The sequence below is a fragment of the Bradyrhizobium sp. 482_C4_N1_8 genome (assembly GCF_052075965.1).
GTDB lineage: Bacteria > Pseudomonadota > Alphaproteobacteria > Rhizobiales > Xanthobacteraceae > Bradyrhizobium > Bradyrhizobium barranii.
The window spans coordinates 1,525,747-1,541,194 of sequence record NZ_CP197231.1 but is presented as its reverse complement, the minus strand read 5'-3'; the positions used below and the strand labels follow the sequence as shown (position 1 = coordinate 1,541,194).

At 64.6% G+C, this 15,448-nt stretch carries 13 protein-coding genes and 1 tRNA gene; 9 read left to right on the top strand and 5 right to left on the bottom strand.

Annotation, left to right across the window (positions count from 1 at the left end):
- Positions 1–476: 476 nt before the first annotated feature.
- Entirely contained in the window at positions 477–854 is a 378-nt protein-coding gene (locus AB7Z56_RS07240; RefSeq protein ID WP_063981209.1) for a hypothetical protein, read from the bottom strand.
- A gap of 374 nt (positions 855–1,228) precedes the next feature.
- Between AB7Z56_RS07240 and AB7Z56_RS07235 the strand changes: the two genes are divergently transcribed.
- Entirely contained in the window at positions 1,229–3,031 is a 1,803-nt protein-coding gene (locus tag AB7Z56_RS07235; protein ID WP_283017542.1) for a flavin-containing monooxygenase, read from the top strand.
- A 778-nt stretch (positions 3,032–3,809) separates the two neighbouring features.
- Here the strand turns inward: AB7Z56_RS07235 and AB7Z56_RS07230 are convergent.
- The 4 genes from AB7Z56_RS07230 to mnmA form a co-directional block, all read right to left on the bottom strand.
- A tRNA-Met gene (locus AB7Z56_RS07230) sits at positions 3,810–3,886 on the bottom strand.
- A 244-nt stretch (positions 3,887–4,130) separates the two neighbouring features.
- Positions 4,131–4,496, bottom strand: a complete 366-nt coding sequence (locus AB7Z56_RS07225) for a hypothetical protein (protein ID WP_063981206.1) — start codon at positions 4,494–4,496, stop codon at positions 4,131–4,133.
- Between the two features lie 187 nt (positions 4,497–4,683).
- Entirely contained in the window at positions 4,684–5,322 is a 639-nt protein-coding gene (locus tag AB7Z56_RS07220) for a class I SAM-dependent methyltransferase (RefSeq protein WP_063981205.1), read from the bottom strand.
- Positions 5,323–5,343: 21 nt separating this feature from the next.
- Positions 5,344–6,525: a tRNA 2-thiouridine(34) synthase MnmA gene (gene mnmA, locus AB7Z56_RS07215; protein ID WP_063981204.1), complete on the bottom strand. Its 1,182-nt coding sequence runs from the start codon at positions 6,523–6,525 to the stop codon at positions 5,344–5,346.
- Between the two features lie 357 nt (positions 6,526–6,882).
- Between mnmA and AB7Z56_RS07210 the strand changes: the two genes are divergently transcribed.
- The 8 genes from AB7Z56_RS07210 (at position 6,883) to flbD (ending at position 15,136) form a co-directional block, all read left to right on the top strand.
- Positions 6,883–8,445 (top strand): flagellar hook-length control protein FliK, encoded by a 1,563-nt coding sequence (locus AB7Z56_RS07210; RefSeq protein WP_063981203.1) that lies wholly within the window; start codon positions 6,883–6,885, stop codon positions 8,443–8,445.
- A gap of 13 nt (positions 8,446–8,458) precedes the next feature.
- Positions 8,459–9,166, top strand: a complete 708-nt coding sequence (locus tag AB7Z56_RS07205; protein WP_063981202.1) for a flagellar hook assembly protein FlgD — start codon at positions 8,459–8,461, stop codon at positions 9,164–9,166.
- Between the two features lie 372 nt (positions 9,167–9,538).
- Positions 9,539–9,814, top strand: a complete 276-nt coding sequence (sciP, locus tag AB7Z56_RS07200) for a CtrA inhibitor SciP (protein ID WP_002714638.1) — start codon at positions 9,539–9,541, stop codon at positions 9,812–9,814.
- A 188-nt stretch (positions 9,815–10,002) separates the two neighbouring features.
- On the top strand, positions 10,003–11,613 hold the full coding sequence (fliF, locus tag AB7Z56_RS07195; protein WP_166080900.1) for a flagellar basal-body MS-ring/collar protein FliF: 1,611 nt from the start codon (positions 10,003–10,005) through the stop codon (positions 11,611–11,613).
- Positions 11,614–11,630: 17 nt separating this feature from the next.
- Positions 11,631–12,722: a flagellar motor switch protein FliG gene (fliG, locus tag AB7Z56_RS07190; RefSeq protein ID WP_028153248.1), complete on the top strand. Its 1,092-nt coding sequence runs from the start codon at positions 11,631–11,633 to the stop codon at positions 12,720–12,722.
- Positions 12,722–13,345 (top strand): FliH/SctL family protein, encoded by a 624-nt coding sequence (locus AB7Z56_RS07185; protein WP_063981200.1) that lies wholly within the window; start codon positions 12,722–12,724, stop codon positions 13,343–13,345. The genes fliG and AB7Z56_RS07185 overlap by 1 nt, the downstream gene beginning before the upstream one ends.
- Positions 13,346–13,348: 3 nt before the next feature.
- Positions 13,349–13,699 (top strand): flagellar motor switch protein FliN, encoded by a 351-nt coding sequence (fliN, locus tag AB7Z56_RS07180; protein ID WP_018318401.1) that lies wholly within the window; start codon positions 13,349–13,351, stop codon positions 13,697–13,699.
- A 51-nt stretch (positions 13,700–13,750) separates the two neighbouring features.
- Complete coding sequence (gene flbD, locus AB7Z56_RS07175) at positions 13,751–15,136, top strand: sigma-54-dependent transcriptional regulator FlbD (RefSeq protein WP_028153246.1); 1,386 nt, start codon at positions 13,751–13,753, stop codon at positions 15,134–15,136.
- Positions 15,137–15,448 lie beyond the last annotated feature (312 nt).

Sequence of the window (15,448 nt, the reverse complement as noted above, 5' to 3'; positions counted from 1 at the left end):
GTGAGGCAAAAGAAGCACTTTTCCGAAGCAAAGATGGCTTTATGCTCTATCTAACAGATGGAGCCCCACCGCCTCTTGGTAGGGAGCGACTGGTCCCATTGAGTCTTCGTCAGGCACTCCTCTGGCTCAACGAAAACCAACTCTCTGAGGCTGGGTCTTTCTGGGCATAGCGGAGAGCAGCTTAGCTGCAATACCGGCAAAACCAAGTTTGCGTCTGGGCCCAACCCGCTTAAGCAGCTCCGGAGTTGCGGATGGAGCATCCCCGCGCGAGACCGCAATCGCATTGAGGCCACTCCGGATCCTGCCTTCAAATCACTTCCGCCGATGCTGTTGGCTTACGTTCTCAACCAGGCCCTGATCACGATCCGCCACCGGGTGCTGTTCTGGGAGCGTCGCGGACGGGTTGAGGCACGCTTATTGCTCCCTGCCCTCACGCGACACGCATCAACTCGGCGTCACGCCAATGCTCGACCCGCCTACTTGATCGTCGCGTGCACTGTGATGACCGATGTGCCAGAAGCCTTCGGCCCCTTGCCCGTTGCTTTGATGGCAAAGGTGTCACTTCCTTTGTATCTGGCCCTCGTCCTGTACTCGTAAGTCGCAACGTTGAGCTTCTTCAGTTTGCCGTGTGCTGGCTTTTGCGAGATTTCCGAGCTACTTGCCGCGCCGCGCAACGTGATCGGGAAGATGCAACTGTCCCCAGACGCGACGCTGATGTCGCCGGTCGAGTTCTCGCCCCAATCCGCCAATTCCATTGATCTGGAACATTCCGAAGCCGCCAGGACGATAGAAACATAAGTTGGGCTGGAAGCTCCCGCGACAAGCGCCAGAGTGGCAAGGCTAGACAATCGCATCGCTGATCTCCCGGATCATGCCGCACCTTAGCGCGAATCGGTGAGCAGTAGTTTCGTTGATTTCAGTGGGGGACTGGCATCGGGTTGCAGTCCGCCGGATCATGGCGGTCGTGAGCTGTCCGGGGTAGAGCGGACATGCTCTGCCCCTCCGTTACAGGAGCCTGCGGGCCAAATTCCGGACGCATGCACCGCAGCAAATAGAGCTCTTAGTCTACCCCATCGCCGGTGGGCGAAGCGGCGTTGTTGCAGGCGAGCGCTGAGAGGCGCTGAAGCCGACCGGGAACCCTGCCGCGCGAGTCTGGATTCCCGCGATGGTTGGGGTAAGGTTACGCTGCCTGCGTAGAAAAATTGCAAACAACACCCGGGAGGAATTGATGCTCGACACCACACTTAGTGCGCGCGTCCAGGTTTTCCTCGACAAGTTTGAAGCTGCGCTTGCGGCAGGCGATCTCGACGCCGCCGTAGGAATGTTCGCTCCGGAATGCTACTGGCGCGACCTCGTTGCCTTCACCTGGAACATCAAGACCATGGAAGGCCGCGATCAGGTCCGCGACATGCTCGCGCATTGCCTCGCGCATTTGAAGCCGCGCAACTGGAAAATCGCCGAGGGTGAAACGCCAACCGAGGCCGGCGGCGTGACCGAATCTTGGATCACGTTCGGGACCGAGGTCGCGCGCGGATATGGACTCATCCGCCTGCAGAACGGTCAGATCTGGACGCTCTTGACAACCATGGCCGAACTGAAGGCCCATGAGGAAAAGGCTGGCTTCAGCCGACCGCTCGGCGCCAGGCATGGCGTCAATCCCGGCGCCAAGACCTGGAAGGAACTGCGTGACGAGGAAGTCGAGCAACTCGGCTTCAAGACCCAGCCCTACGTGCTTGTTATCGGCGGCGGACAGGGCGGCATTGCGCTCGGGGCGCGGCTGCGCCAGCTCGGTGTGCCGACGATCATCGTCGAAAAGAACGCACGCGCCGGCGATTCCTGGCGCAACCGCTACAAGTCGCTCTGCCTGCACGACCCCGTCTGGTACGATCACTTGCCCTACATCGATTTCCCCAAGAACTGGCCTGTGTTCTCGCCCAAGGACAAAATCGGCGATTGGCTGGAAATGTACACCAAGGTCATGGAGCTGAACTACTGGTCGAACACCACGGCCAAACGCGCCAGTTGGGACGACACCAAGAAGGAATGGACCGTCATCGTCGAACGCGATGGCAAGGAGATTACTCTGCGGCCCAGGCAACTTGTGTTCGCGACCGGCATGTCGGCCAAGCCGAACATGCCGAAAATCAAAGGCATGGAAACGTTCAAGGGCGAGCAACACCATTCCTCACGCCATCCCGGCTCCGGCGGCTACAAAGGCAAGAACAAGAAGGTGGCGGTGATCGGCTCGAACAATTCGGCCCATGACATCTGCGCTGCGCTGTACGAGGCCGGCGTCGACGTAACGATGGTGCAGCGTTCAACGACGCACATTGTGCGCTCGGATTCGCTGATGGAGAGTATCGGCGATCTTTATTCCGAACGCGCCGTCCGCGGCGGAATGACGACGGCAAAGGCCGATCTGATCTTCGCTTCACTGCCCTACCGGATCTTGAATCAGTTTCAAAAGCCGGTCTACGACAAGATCCGTCAGGACGACGCCGCTTTCTATGCCGGGCTGGAGAAGGCCGGCTTCAGGCTCGACTTCGGTGACGACGATTCCGGGCTATTCATGAAATATCTGCGCCGCGGCTCGGGCTATTACATCGACGTCGGCGCCTCACAGCTTATCATTGACGGCAAAATCAAGCTGTTCGCTGGACAGGTCGAGGAAATCACGCCCAACGGCGTCAGGCTCGACAACGGCAAGGAATTGCCAGCAGACGTGATCGTCTATGCCACCGGCTATAGCTCGATGAACGGCTTTGTCGCCGATCTCGTGAGTCCGGAAATGGCCGACAAAGTCGGCAAGGTCTGGGGCCTCGGTTCGAATACGACAAAGGACCCCGGCCCATGGGAAGGTGAGCAGCGCAACATGTGGAAGCCGACGCAGCAGGAAGGCCTATGGTTCCACGGCGGCAATCTGCATCAGTCGCGACATTACTCGCAATTCCTTTCCCTGCAGTTGAAGGCGCGCTACGAGAACATCCCGACGCCGGTCTACGGCCTGCAGACTGTCCATCACAAGGCCTGAAATTGCCGAGCGCACAGCGGGGCTCGCGGATTGCGAGCCCCATGCCATTTCCGGGTCTCCACACTCACCAGCGCAATGGCCGCCTTGTCAGCGCGCAGCAGAAAGCGCTCGGGAATGGTTAGGCCAAGTGCCTTCGCACTCTCCGGGCGTCATCGAAGCTGGTGACAGGGAGGTCACCGGTTCTGAGAGAATTCCCCCCGCCAGTGGAATTGGACCTTCTATTTAGACACGGTTGAGAGCGCAGTTCTCAGTGGTTTGCGGGCTGAATTGAGCGCGCCGAAAGTTATTGCGGAGTACGTGCGTACTTATCTCGAAGAGCGAAAGCGCCTCGCAATCACATCGAATGGAAAAAGGCAGCGCCTCGAACAACCGCTTAGACAGTTGAATCGAGAAATCGAACGACTGGTGGATGCGATCGCAAAAGGGCACGGCGATCGATCCATTCTCGGTCCGCGATCGACCGCCCTCGGCGCCGAACGCGAGCGAATATCTGAAGAGTTGCGGAGTGAACCGCCGGCCGCAAAAGAGGTCGCGCTGCATCCAACTATTCTCAAGCGATATGAAGAACAGCTAGGTCGGCTCGAGGAGGCGCTAACGAAGGGTATCAGTTCGGGCGACGGAGAGGCCGCCGAAGCCATCAGAGACCTGATCGACACTGTCACCATGTTCCGAGATCCATCACGCATCGGTGGCGTAACGGTGGAGATATCAGGCCGGTTAAACGCCCTGTTGGGGGAAAAAGCTTTCCCAAACCAAGTCAAAGGGGTGTGGGGAAAGATGGTAGCGGGAGAGGGACTCGAACCCCCGACCCCAGGATTATGATTCCCGTGCTCTAACCAGCTGAGCTACCCCGCCACAGGGTCGCGAGCGGCGGAACGGCCGATCTCGCGAACGCGCGGCATATAAGGAAGGGGGCGGCGGGCTGTCAATCCGCCTTCGCTAAAGCTTTTGGCGGGACAAGGCCGTTTGTGCCGAATTTGGCACCAGAATCTGCAATTTTTCGGCACCGGACTCGTGGAGAGTCCCCCTCACCCGGATCGCATCTTCGATGCGCTCCGGCCTCTCCCCGCAAGCGGGGAGAGGCGAAGGAAGAATCAGCCTATTTCGGCCTGACCGTCGGGTCGCCGCCAGGACTACCGGGGGGTGGGATGACCGGCATGGCGCCGTCCGTAGAAGGGGCCGGGGCGTGCATGTCAGGGTCCACGCCCGAGGGCGGGCAGAGCACGCCGTCGGATTTGGCCAGTTTGTCGCCGAGCGGTTCCCGGGATTGGCCGGTGGTGGTGGTGCCGTCGGGCGCGGTGGCGCGGTTCGGGCGGTCCTGCGGCATGCAATTGGCGGCGTGCTGGGCCGATGGCGGCGCGGTCGCTTGCGGCGGCGTTGCAGGTCGCGGCGGGGCCTGCGCGATCGCGCTGCCTGAGGCGGCGATCAGGAGGCTGGCCAGGATGATGTTTGATGTCGTGCGCATGGGAGGGAAACGTCTCCGGCCATGCGGAGGTTCCGGCCGACGCACGGCGAATTGAAGCGCTGGAAATTGGCTGGCGGTTTCCCTGCGGCCGATCCTTCGAGGCGCCCGCCGCTGGCGGGCTCCTCGGGATGAGGTCGCGTTTTGCGGAGACAGTGCCGACTGACAGCACGATCCCCGCAAATCACGCTCACGATTTGACGTAGCGGATCAGCGAAAAGTGCCCCATCGGCGGCATCGGACGGCGCTCGGCGAGCGTGACGCCGCGGTGCCTGGCGGCCCAGTTGACGAGGCGGTCCCACGGGAATTCCGGCCGCCAGCCGAGGCGGCGGGCGATGGGGGCGAAGGCGAGCTCGAACAATTTGCGCGGGCCGCTCTCGGCGCCGATGTGATTGACGAGGATCAGTTCGCCGCCAGGCTTGAGCACGCGCACGAACTCGTCGAGCGTGCCTTCGGGATCGGGCACGGCGGTGATGACATATTGCGCCACAACCGCATCGAAGAAGTTTTCGGGGAAGGCGAGGTTCTTGGCGTCCATCACCGAGAGCACTTCGACATTGCTGAGCCGCAGTGCACGCACGCGCGCCTGCGCCTTGCGCAGCATCGGCTCGGAGATGTCGACGCCGCAGATCTTCGTGGTGCGCGAATAGTCGGAGAGCGAAAGCCCTGTGCCGACGCCGACGTCGAGGATGCGGCCGCCGATGCGGTCGGCCTCCGCGATGGTCGACTGCCGTCCGGCGTCAAAGACCTTGCCGAACACGAGATCGTAGACCGGCGCCCAGCGGCCATAGGCCTTCTCGACCCCGGCCCGCGAGATGTCTGCTGCCATGCCCCCTGCCCCGGAAATTTTCTAGCCGCGTACCGCTTCCACCAGCGGCCTCGCAGTGCTCGTTGCGACTTTCGCGGCGGCGCTCTGGATGAAGCCGCCACCGAGCACGCGCGCCTGGCCCGAAGGCGCGTCGTAGAACACGCAGGCCTGGCCGGGCGAGACGCCCTCCTCGCCGGCGACGAGCTCGACTTCGTAATGGCCGTTGCCGCCGCGCAGCCAGGCCGGCTGCGGGCTGCGGGTCGAGCGGACGCGCACGAACATCTCGAGGCCGGCGCCGATGGCGCGGTCGATGTCGCCGTCGCCGATCCAGTTGACGTCGCGCAGCACGATGCGGTGCATCTTCAGCGCATCGCGCGGGCCGACGACGACGCGGCGGCCCGGAGCATCCAGCCGCACCACGAACAGCGGTGCGTGAGCCGCGATGCCGAGGCCGCGGCGCTGGCCGACGGTGAAATTGGCGATGCCGTTGTGCCGGCCGAGCACGCGGCCGTCGAGATCGACGATGTCGCCGGGGTCCATCGCGTTCGGACGCAGGCGGGTGATGATGTCGGTATAGCGGCCGGTCGGCACGAAGCAGATGTCCTGGCTGTCGTGCTTGTCGGCAACCGCGAGACCGAAGCGGCGCGCGAGCTCGCGCGTCTCGGGCTTGGTCATGTCGCCGAGCGGGAAGCGCAGGAAGTCGAGCTGCTCCTGCGTGGTCGCGAACAGGAAGTAGCTCTGGTCGCGATCGCTGTCGGCCGCGCAGACCAGCGCGCGCGAGCCGTCGTCGCGGCGGCGCGAGGCGACGTAATGGCCGGTGGCGAGCGCCTGCGCGCCGAGCTCGCGCGCGGTCTTCAGGAGGTCGCGGAACTTGACCGAGCGGTTGCACTCGATGCACGGCACCGGCGTCTCGCCGAGCGCGTAAGAGTCGGCGAAATTGTCGATGACGGACTCGCGAAAGCGATCCTCGTAGTCGAGCACGTAATGGGGAATGCCGAGCTTGGCGGCGACGTCGCGGGCGTCGTGGATGTCCTGGCCGGCGCAGCAGGCGCCCTTGCGATGGGTCGCCGCGCCATGGTCGTAGAGCTGCAGCGTGATGCCGACGACGTCATAGCCCTCGGCCTTGAGCAGCGCAGCCGTCGTCGAGGAATCGACGCCGCCCGACATGGCAACGACGACCCTGGTGTCCTCAGGACGGCCTTCGAGATCCAGACTGTTCAGCATGGGCCTTAAAGCGTTGTGACGGCGGCGTTCGCGATCCGCGATGACTTGGACATTCTTCGGCTTCCGGCGGGACATCGACGCTCCCCGGGAACTTTGGTTCCCCCGGGGGCACGACTGCCCGGTCGAAAGCGGCTGAGAGCAGCTCTTTAATATAGGCCGCATTCCGGTGAAGCAATCACGCGGGCGGCCGCTTAGGGCAATTCTTGCCGGGGAGGCAGAAATGGCGGGGCTCTTGCGTTCCTCGCGGCGGCGGCGAAAATCACCCAATTAATTGATTTTGCTAGATAAAATAGATCTCCAGGAAGCTGGCCCGCTCCTTGCTACCTCTATGCCGAAGATGTTTCCAAGAGGTTTTCCGTGGTCGGTCGGGCGTCAGACGTAGCAGCCAGCGTGCAAGTCCAGAGCGCGCAGCAAAAGCCTGCCCGGTCGCAGAGCTCCAAGGACACGTGTAGCAACGACTCCTTCGGCTCGCTGGTCGACAGCAACACCCAGGCGATCAGCAACAACGCGCCGCCGCAGGACACCGCGCCGCGCCGGACCGAGTCGTCGTCCGCCCCAGACAAGGGCCCGCGCGATACCGCCGCGACCGACCAGCCCTCGCAGAGCAAGGCGAACGACGACACCGACACATCGGCCCCCACCGCGAACGACGCGACGGCCGATCCGGCCAAGCCGACCAAGGACAAGTCCGAGACCTCCGACGCGAAATCGTCGGAGAAATCCGACGGCACCAAGGGCGACAAGACCGACGGCACCGTTGCCGCCACCGTCGATGCCGCCGTGCAGCCCGACGCGACGCAGGTCGCCGTGCCCGATCCGAACGCCATCCTGGTGGCCCCGCCCGTGGTGCCGGTCGATCCGAACGCGGCCGCGAGCCAGGCCGGCGATGCCGCCGCCTCGCCGCTGACGATTGCGGCAGCCGGCATCGCCGCCAGCGCCTCCACCGCGGCGCAGATCGCAGGCGGCAAGACCGACACTGCCACGGCGAGCGACAAGAGCGCCAAGACCGCGGGTGCCAAGGTCGATACCGACACGACGACAACGCTGGGCGATGCCGCCACCGGCACGACCGACGGCACCGCGACCGATGCCAAGACCAATGGCGGCTTGGTCGCCGCAGTGGACCAGGGCACGCCGAAGCCTTCGTTCAAGGCCGTCGCGACCGCGCAACGCGAAAGCGACGTCTCCAATATCGGCCAGGACGCGGGCAAGGCGAACGCCACGCAAACCGCGGCGACGACCGCGCATGGGCAAGCCGCCAAGCCGCAGGCCGAGGCGAACCCGGCCGACGCGAAGACCGGCGCCTCCGACCGCTCCGACGCAACGCCGGCGACGGCAACCACACACGCGCATGCCGGCACGCAGGCCGCAGTGCCCACGACCGACACCAGCGCGCAGGCCGCCTCCACCATCCAGGCGCCGCTGACCAACACGACGTCGGCCGCCACCGCATCGACCGCGACGCTCACCGCGACCGCGGCAAATTCCACGCCCGTGCCGATCAGCGGCGTGCCGGTCGAGATCGCCGCGGCCGCGCGCGCCGGCAAGACGCGGTTCGACATCAGCCTCGATCCGATCGACCTCGGCCGCATCGACGTCCGCATCAATGTCGACCGCAACGGCCAGGTCACCTCGCATCTCACCGTCGAGAAGCCGGAGACGTTGCAGATGCTGCGGCAGGACGCGCCGCAATTGCAGCGCGCGCTCGACGATGCCGGCCTCAAGACCGGCAGCAACGGGCTGTCCTTCAGCCTGCGCGACCAGAATTCATCGGGCCAGAATTCCGGCCAGAACAACGACAATGGCGGCAATGCCCGCCGGCTGATCATCAGCGAAGACGACACCGTTGCTGCGGCGCCCGTCGGGCGCGGCTACGGCCGCATGCTCGGATCGAGCAGCGGCGTCGACATCAGAGTGTGAGGAGTATTCGAACATGACCACCACGAATGCCGCCACCGCCCCGACGCCCGTCTCCGGGACCACCGACGTCCCGAAGTCGTCCTCGTCGAACTCGCTGAGCTCGAGCACGGGATCGACGCTGGCCGGCAACTTCCAGACCTTCCTGACGCTGCTGACGACGCAGCTGCAGAACCAGAACCCGCTCGATCCGCTCGACACCAACCAGTTTACCCAGCAGCTGGTGCAGTTCGCCGGCGTCGAGCAGCAGCTCAAGACGAATGACTCGCTGTCCCAGCTCGTCACCCTGCAGCAGACCACGCAGGCGACCCAGGCGCTGGGCTTCGTCGGCAAGACCGCGCTGGTCGACGGCTCGACCGCGACCATGACGAAGTCGTCGGCGACCTGGCATCTCAACGTACCCAGCGACTCGACCGTCGACATCACCGTTGCCAATTCCACCGGCCAGACCGTGTTCACCGGCAAATATACCGCCGCCGCCGGCACCGACATTCCCTTCACCTGGAACGGAATGGGCAATGACGGCACGCAATGGCCGGACGGCAAGTACACGATCACGGCGACGGGTAAGGATGTCGCGAACAACAACGTCGGCATCGCCGCGCAGGTGCAGGGCGTGGTGTCGTCCGTCGACCTGACCCAGTCGCCGCCGCTGCTCACCATCGACGGTGCCAGCTACACCCTGAGCCAGGTGAAGAGCATCATCGCCACCAGCAGCAACTAAAGGCGCGCGCCTCGCCGCGCACGAGATGTGATCCCCGCGAACTCAGGGGATCCATCACCACAGGACGTCGTTTTCGCGTGAGACCGTAACCCCGAGTCGTCGTCAAATTACTCCCTGGGGTTATGGGTCCCGGGCTCGCGCTACGCGCGCCCCGGGACGACAGTTGGGGCTTCGCTGGCTCCATTCGTTAGTAAAGTATTTACGAAGGCCCCGCTCGGACGGCTCGGATCATGGTGTCCAGCCCTCCGGGCCGGCTGTGTTCCAGCCATTTTCAACGAGAATTGTATTGAAGCCTTAGGCTTAGCGGATTTTTAAGCCCGCACGCGTAGGGTTACGGCGTGAGTTCAGTGGTTGAGAGTTTGTGAGTACGCCATGACAGAACCCCATCGCCCGAGGGTAAAATACGTCATCGGGCCGGACGGCAGTCCGCTGACGATCGCAGATCTGCCCGCACCCGGCACCAAACGCTGGGTCATCCGCCGCAAGGCCGAAGTCGTCGCCGCTGTGCGTGGCGGACTTCTCTCCCTCGAGGAGGCCTGCAGCCGTTATACCCTGACGGTCGACGAATTCCTCTCCTGGCAGTTTTCCATCGACCAGCACGGTCTGGCGGGTCTTCGCACCACCCGCATCCAGCAATATCGCCAGTAAGCGATCCGGAAATCTGCAGCTTTTGACGAAAATCGGCCTCGCACCGCGAGGCCGATTTTTTTCATGTTTCCTTTTGGCGCGACTTTTGTCCCAGCTCTTAACCTTCGTTAACCATATCGAAACCATCACCTAGGCAATAATTGCCCAGTCGACCGCTCGGTTGCGGGTCGAAGCTTCGGGGCGGTTGCTTGCAAGGTCTTGCGGACTTTTTGAAGGGTATCGGCGCCGCCCGGTTCGGGGCGATGATCGCGGTCACCGCCGCGCTCATCGGCTTCTTCGCGTTCGTCATCATGCGCGTGACCACGCCGCAGATGACGACGCTGTTCACCGACCTCTCGGTCGAGGATTCTTCGGGCATTATCAAGGATTTGGAGCGACAGGGCATCCAGTTCGAGCTGCGCAATGAAGGCAGCATCATCATGGTGCCCAAGGACAAGGTCACCCGCCTGCGGATGAAGCTCGCCGAGGGCGGCCTGCCCAAGGGCGGCGGCGTCGGCTACGAAGTGTTCGACAAGTCGGATGCGCTCGGCACCACCTCTTTCGTCCAGAACATCAACCATCTCCGCGCACTCGAAGGCGAGCTCGCCCGCACCATCCGCGCCATCGACCGCATCCAGGCCGCCCGCGTCCACCTCGTGCTGCCCGAGCGCCCGCTGTTCTCGCGCGAGGCGCCGGAGCCGTCGGCCTCGATCGTGGTTCGGGTCCGCGGCTCGCTCGAGGCCCAGCAGATCCGCGCCATCCGTCACCTCGTCGCCTCCGCCGTCAACGGGCTGAAGCCGCAGCGCGTCTCGATCGTTGACGAGGCCGGCTCGTTGCTCGCCGACGGCGCCGCGACCGATCCGGAGCAGGCGGTCGGCGACGAGCGCCGCACCGCCTTCGAGAAGCGGATCCGCAAGCAGGTCGAGGACATCGTCTCCTCCGTGGTCGGCTCCGGCCGCGCCCGCGTCCAGCTCTCCGCCGATTTCGACTTCAACAAGATCACCCAGACCTCGGACAAGTTCGATCCCGAGGGCCGCGTGCTGCGCTCGAGCCAGACCCGGGAAGAGAGCAGTCTCACCGCCGACAACAATGGCCAGGTCACCGTCAACAACGAGCTGCCCGGCAGCCAGCAGAACAGCGGTCCGACGGCGAAGGACCAGAGCAAGAAGACCGAAGAGACCAACAATTACGAGATCTCCCGCACCACCAAGACCGAGGTGACCGAGGCCGGCCGGGTCAACCGCATCTCGGTCGCCGTGCTGGTCGACGGCATCTATTCCAAGAACGACAAGGGCGAGCTCGCCTACACGGACCGCACCAAGGAACAGCTCGACCGCATCGCCACCCTGGTGCGCTCGGCGATCGGCTTCGACCAGAAGCGCGGCGACCAGGTCGAGGTCGTCAACCTGCGCTTTGCCGACGCCCCCTCCACCGCCCCGATCGCCGAGCCCTCCGGCTTCCTTGGCATGCTCCAGTTCACCAAGGACGACGTCATGTACTTCGTCGAGCTCGGCGTGATGATGCTGCTCGGCCTGGTCGTGCTGTTCCTGGTGATCCGCCCGCTGGTCAAGCGCATCCTCGCCTCCGAGGAGGTCGCCGCCGCGATCTCCGGCGCCCTCGCCGGCCCCGCCGCTTCGGAGGAGGCCGCGCCTGCCGGGCAGGCGCTGCTGCCGGGCGGCGCCGCGAGCGCGATCGACGTCGCCACCATTCAGGGCCAGGTCCATGCCCAGTCCGTCCATCGCGTCGGCGAGCTCGCCGAGCGCAACCCCAACGAAACCGTCGCCATCATCCGCCAATGGCTGACCGAACCCGCGAAATAATCGAGAAGTGAACTGACATGGCCGGCAACCTGCAAAACGCCAACTCCAACGACATCACCAGCGTGATCTCGACGCTCGGTGCCCGCCAGGGCAGCCGCGCGGGCGGCAAGACCGAAGCGGTGACGGGTCCCAAGCGCGCCGCGATCCTGATGCTGGCGCTGGGCGAGCAATATGGCGGCAAGATCTGGTCGATGCTCGACGACGACGAGGTCCGCCAGCTCTCGCTGGAAATGTCGACGCTCGGCACCGTCGAGGTCGACACGGTCGAGGACATGCTGCTCGAATTCGTCTCGCGCATGTCGGCTTCCGGCGCGCTGATGGGCAATTTCGACGCCACCGAGCGGCTGCTGCAGCAGTACCTGCCACCGGAGCGCGTCAACGGCATCATGGACGAGATCCGCGGCCCCGCCGGCCGCAACATGTGGGAAAAGCTCTCCAACGTGCAGGAAGAGGTCCTCGCCAACTACCTCAAGAACGAATATCCGCAGACCATCGCGGTCGTGCTGTCGAAGCTGAAGCCGGAACACGCCGCGCGCGTGCTCGGCATCTTCCCCGAGGAGCTCGCGCTCGACGTCGTCAACCGCATGCTGAAGATGGAGGCGGTGCAGAAGGAGGTGATCGAGAGCGTGGAGAAGACGCTGCGCACCGAATTCATGTCCAACCTGTCGCAGACCCGCCGCCGCGACGCCCATGAGGTGATGGCGGAAATCTTCAACAATTTCGACCGCCAGACGGAAACCCGCTTCATCACCTCGCTCGAAGAGGACAACCGCGAATCGGCGGAGCGCATCAAGGCGCTGATGTTCACCTTCGACGACCTCGTGAAGCTGGATTCCGGCTCGGCCCAGACCCTGATGCGCAATGTCGACAAGGACAAGCTCGGCGTCGCGCTCAAGAGCGCCAACGAGGACGTCCGCAACTTCTTCTTCGGCAACATGTCCTCGCGCGCGGCCAAGATGCTCCAGGACGACATGGCGGCGATGGGCCCGGTCCGCCTGCGCGACGTCGACGAGGCCCAGGCGCTGCTGGTCAACCTCGCAAAAGACCTCGCCGCCAAGGGTGAGATCATGCTGACCAAGAACCGCGCCGACGACGAGCTGGTGTACTGATGGGCGCCCCGGCAAAATTTCTGTTCGACACCGACTTCGCAGCGCCGGAGCGGTCTCCGCGCGAGAAGGCTGCGACCGCCGCCGAGATCGCCCAGAAGATCGCGGAAGCCGAGGCGCGCGCCTATCAGGACGGCTTTGCCGCCGGCCAGCGCGAAGCCAAGGCCGAGAGCGACCGCCGCGTCGCGCTCGCCATGGAAGAGATCAACATCGGTGTCCGCGGCGTCGCCGCCGGCATCGGCAACATCGAGACCAAGATGGAGACCGAGGCGGTCGACGTGGCGGTGGCGGTGGCGCGCAAGCTGTGCGCCGATCTGGTCGCTGCCGAACCGCTCGGCGAGATCATGGCGCTGGTCAAGGACTGCTTCTCGCACCTGGTCGCGACGCCGCATCTCGTCGTGCGCATCAACGACGCGCTCTACGACAGCGCGCGCGAGAAGATGGAGCGGCTCGCCAAGCAGAGCGGCTTCGAGGGCCGGCTGGTGATCCTGGCCGAACCCGATATCGCCACCGGCGACTGCCGGATCGAATGGGCCGACGGCGGCGTCGTGCTGGAGCGCGGCGCCATCGTGGCCAAGATCGACGAAATGGTCGGACGCTATATCGCGTCCCGCAGGGGGAGCTAAGCCATGAGCGACACCGACGGACAGGTCCCGCTGCCCGATCTCAACGGCCCGATGCCGCCGACCGGTACGGACGTCGGCTACAACGAGGACGAATATGCGGCGCGCGCCGCCGCCGACCTCGAAGCCGTGTTCGACGTGCCGGTGCAGGTCTCGGCCGTGCTCGGCCGCTCCAAGATGGACGTCAGCGAGCTGTTGAAGCTCGGGCCCGGCACCGTGCTCGAGCTCGACCGCCGCGTCGGCGAGGCCATCGACATCTACGTCAACAACAAGCTGGTCGCCCGCGGTGAAGTCGTCCTGGTCGAGGACAAGCTCGGCGTGACCATGACCGAAATCATCAAGACCGAACGCAGCTAGTAGCGCAAGGAATGACGCGCGGCAGCGCGACCAGACGGACAGGAGACTGACATGCGGCTTCTCATCGTTGGCACATTGAAGGGCCAGCTCACCACCGCCACCAAGATCGCGATGGAGAACGGCGCCACCGTGACCCACGCCGAGGATCACGAGCAGGCGATGCGCGTGCTGCGCGGCGGCAAGGGCGCTGACCTCCTGCTGGTCGACGTCGCCCTCGACATCCGTGACCTCGTGATGCGGCTCGAGGCCGAGCACATCCACGCGCCGATCGTCGCCTGCGGCATCACCAACGACGCCCGCGCCGCGGTCGCCGCGATCCACGCCGGCGCCAAGGAATACATCCCGCTGCCGCCGGATCCAGAGCTGATCGCCGCGGTGCTGGCCGCCGTCGCCAACGATTCCCGCGAGCTGGTCTATCGCGACGAGGCGATGGCCAAGGTGATCAAGCTCGCCCAGCAGATCGCGGGCTCCGACGCCTCGGTGATGGTCACCGGCGAATCCGGCACCGGCAAGGAAGTGCTGGCCCGCTACGTCCACACCCGCTCGGCCCGCGCCAAGCGGCCGTTCATCTCGATCAACTGCGCCGCGATCCCCGAGCATCTGCTGGAATCCGAACTGTTCGGCCACGAGAAGGGTGCCTTCACCGGCGCGATCGCGCGCCGCATCGGCAAGTTCGAGGAAGCGACCGGCGGCACGCTGCTGCTCGACGAAATCTCGGAGATGGACGTCCGCCTGCAATCGAAGCTGCTGCGCGCGATCCAGGAGCGCGTGATCGACCGCGTCGGCGGCACCAAGCCGGTGCCGGTGGACATCCGCATCATCGCGACCTCGAACCGCAACCTGGCGGAAGCCGTGCGCGAAGGCACGTTCCGCGAGGATCTGCTGTTCCGCCTCAACGTCGTCAATCTGAAGATCCCGCCGCTGCGCGAGCGTCCCCTCGACATCCTCGAGCTCGCCCAGCATTTCGTGAAGAAATATGCCGAAGCCAACGGCGTGCCGGTGCGCCCGATCTCCGCGGACGCGCGCCGCGTGCTCTCCACCAACCGCTGGCAGGGCAACGTCCGCGAGCTCGAAAACACCATGCACCGCTCGGTGCTGATGGCGCAGGGCGACGAGATCGGCCCCGACGCGATCCTCACACCCGACGGCGACCGCCTCGACCTCGCCAAGACCGCCCCGGCCGTGGCGCATGCGACCATGGCCGCCGAGCAGGTGACGAGGGCGCTGGTGGGGCGCACCGTCGCCGACGTCGAGCGCGACCTGATCCTGGAGACGCTGAAGCACTGCCTCGGCAACCGGACCCATGCCGCCAACATCCTCGGCATCTCGATCCGCACGCTGCGCAACAAGCTCAACGAATATTCCGACGGCGGCATCCCGATCACGCCGGCGGGAACGCCGGGCGAATATCCGCGGATGCCGATGGTGGGGGCGTAGGTCTCCACGCTGGTTGAGAACGAAGATGCCCGGGCCAGCCCCGGGCATTTTCATTTGCGACGTACGCTAACTCCGTCATCCTGAGGTGCGAGGCATGGGACGCAACGCGTCCCATGGGGAGCCTCGAAGGATGCACGGCCACAGCCGGGCCGTCGTCCTTCGAGGCCCGCTTCGCGGGCACCTCAGGATGACGGTAAGAGATCTCGTAGCCCGGATGGAGCGAAGCGCAATCCGGGGTTAGCTCCGCGATCGGGATTCCCGGATTTCGCTTCGCTCCATCCGGGTTACGGGACCTATCACATGGCCGCACCG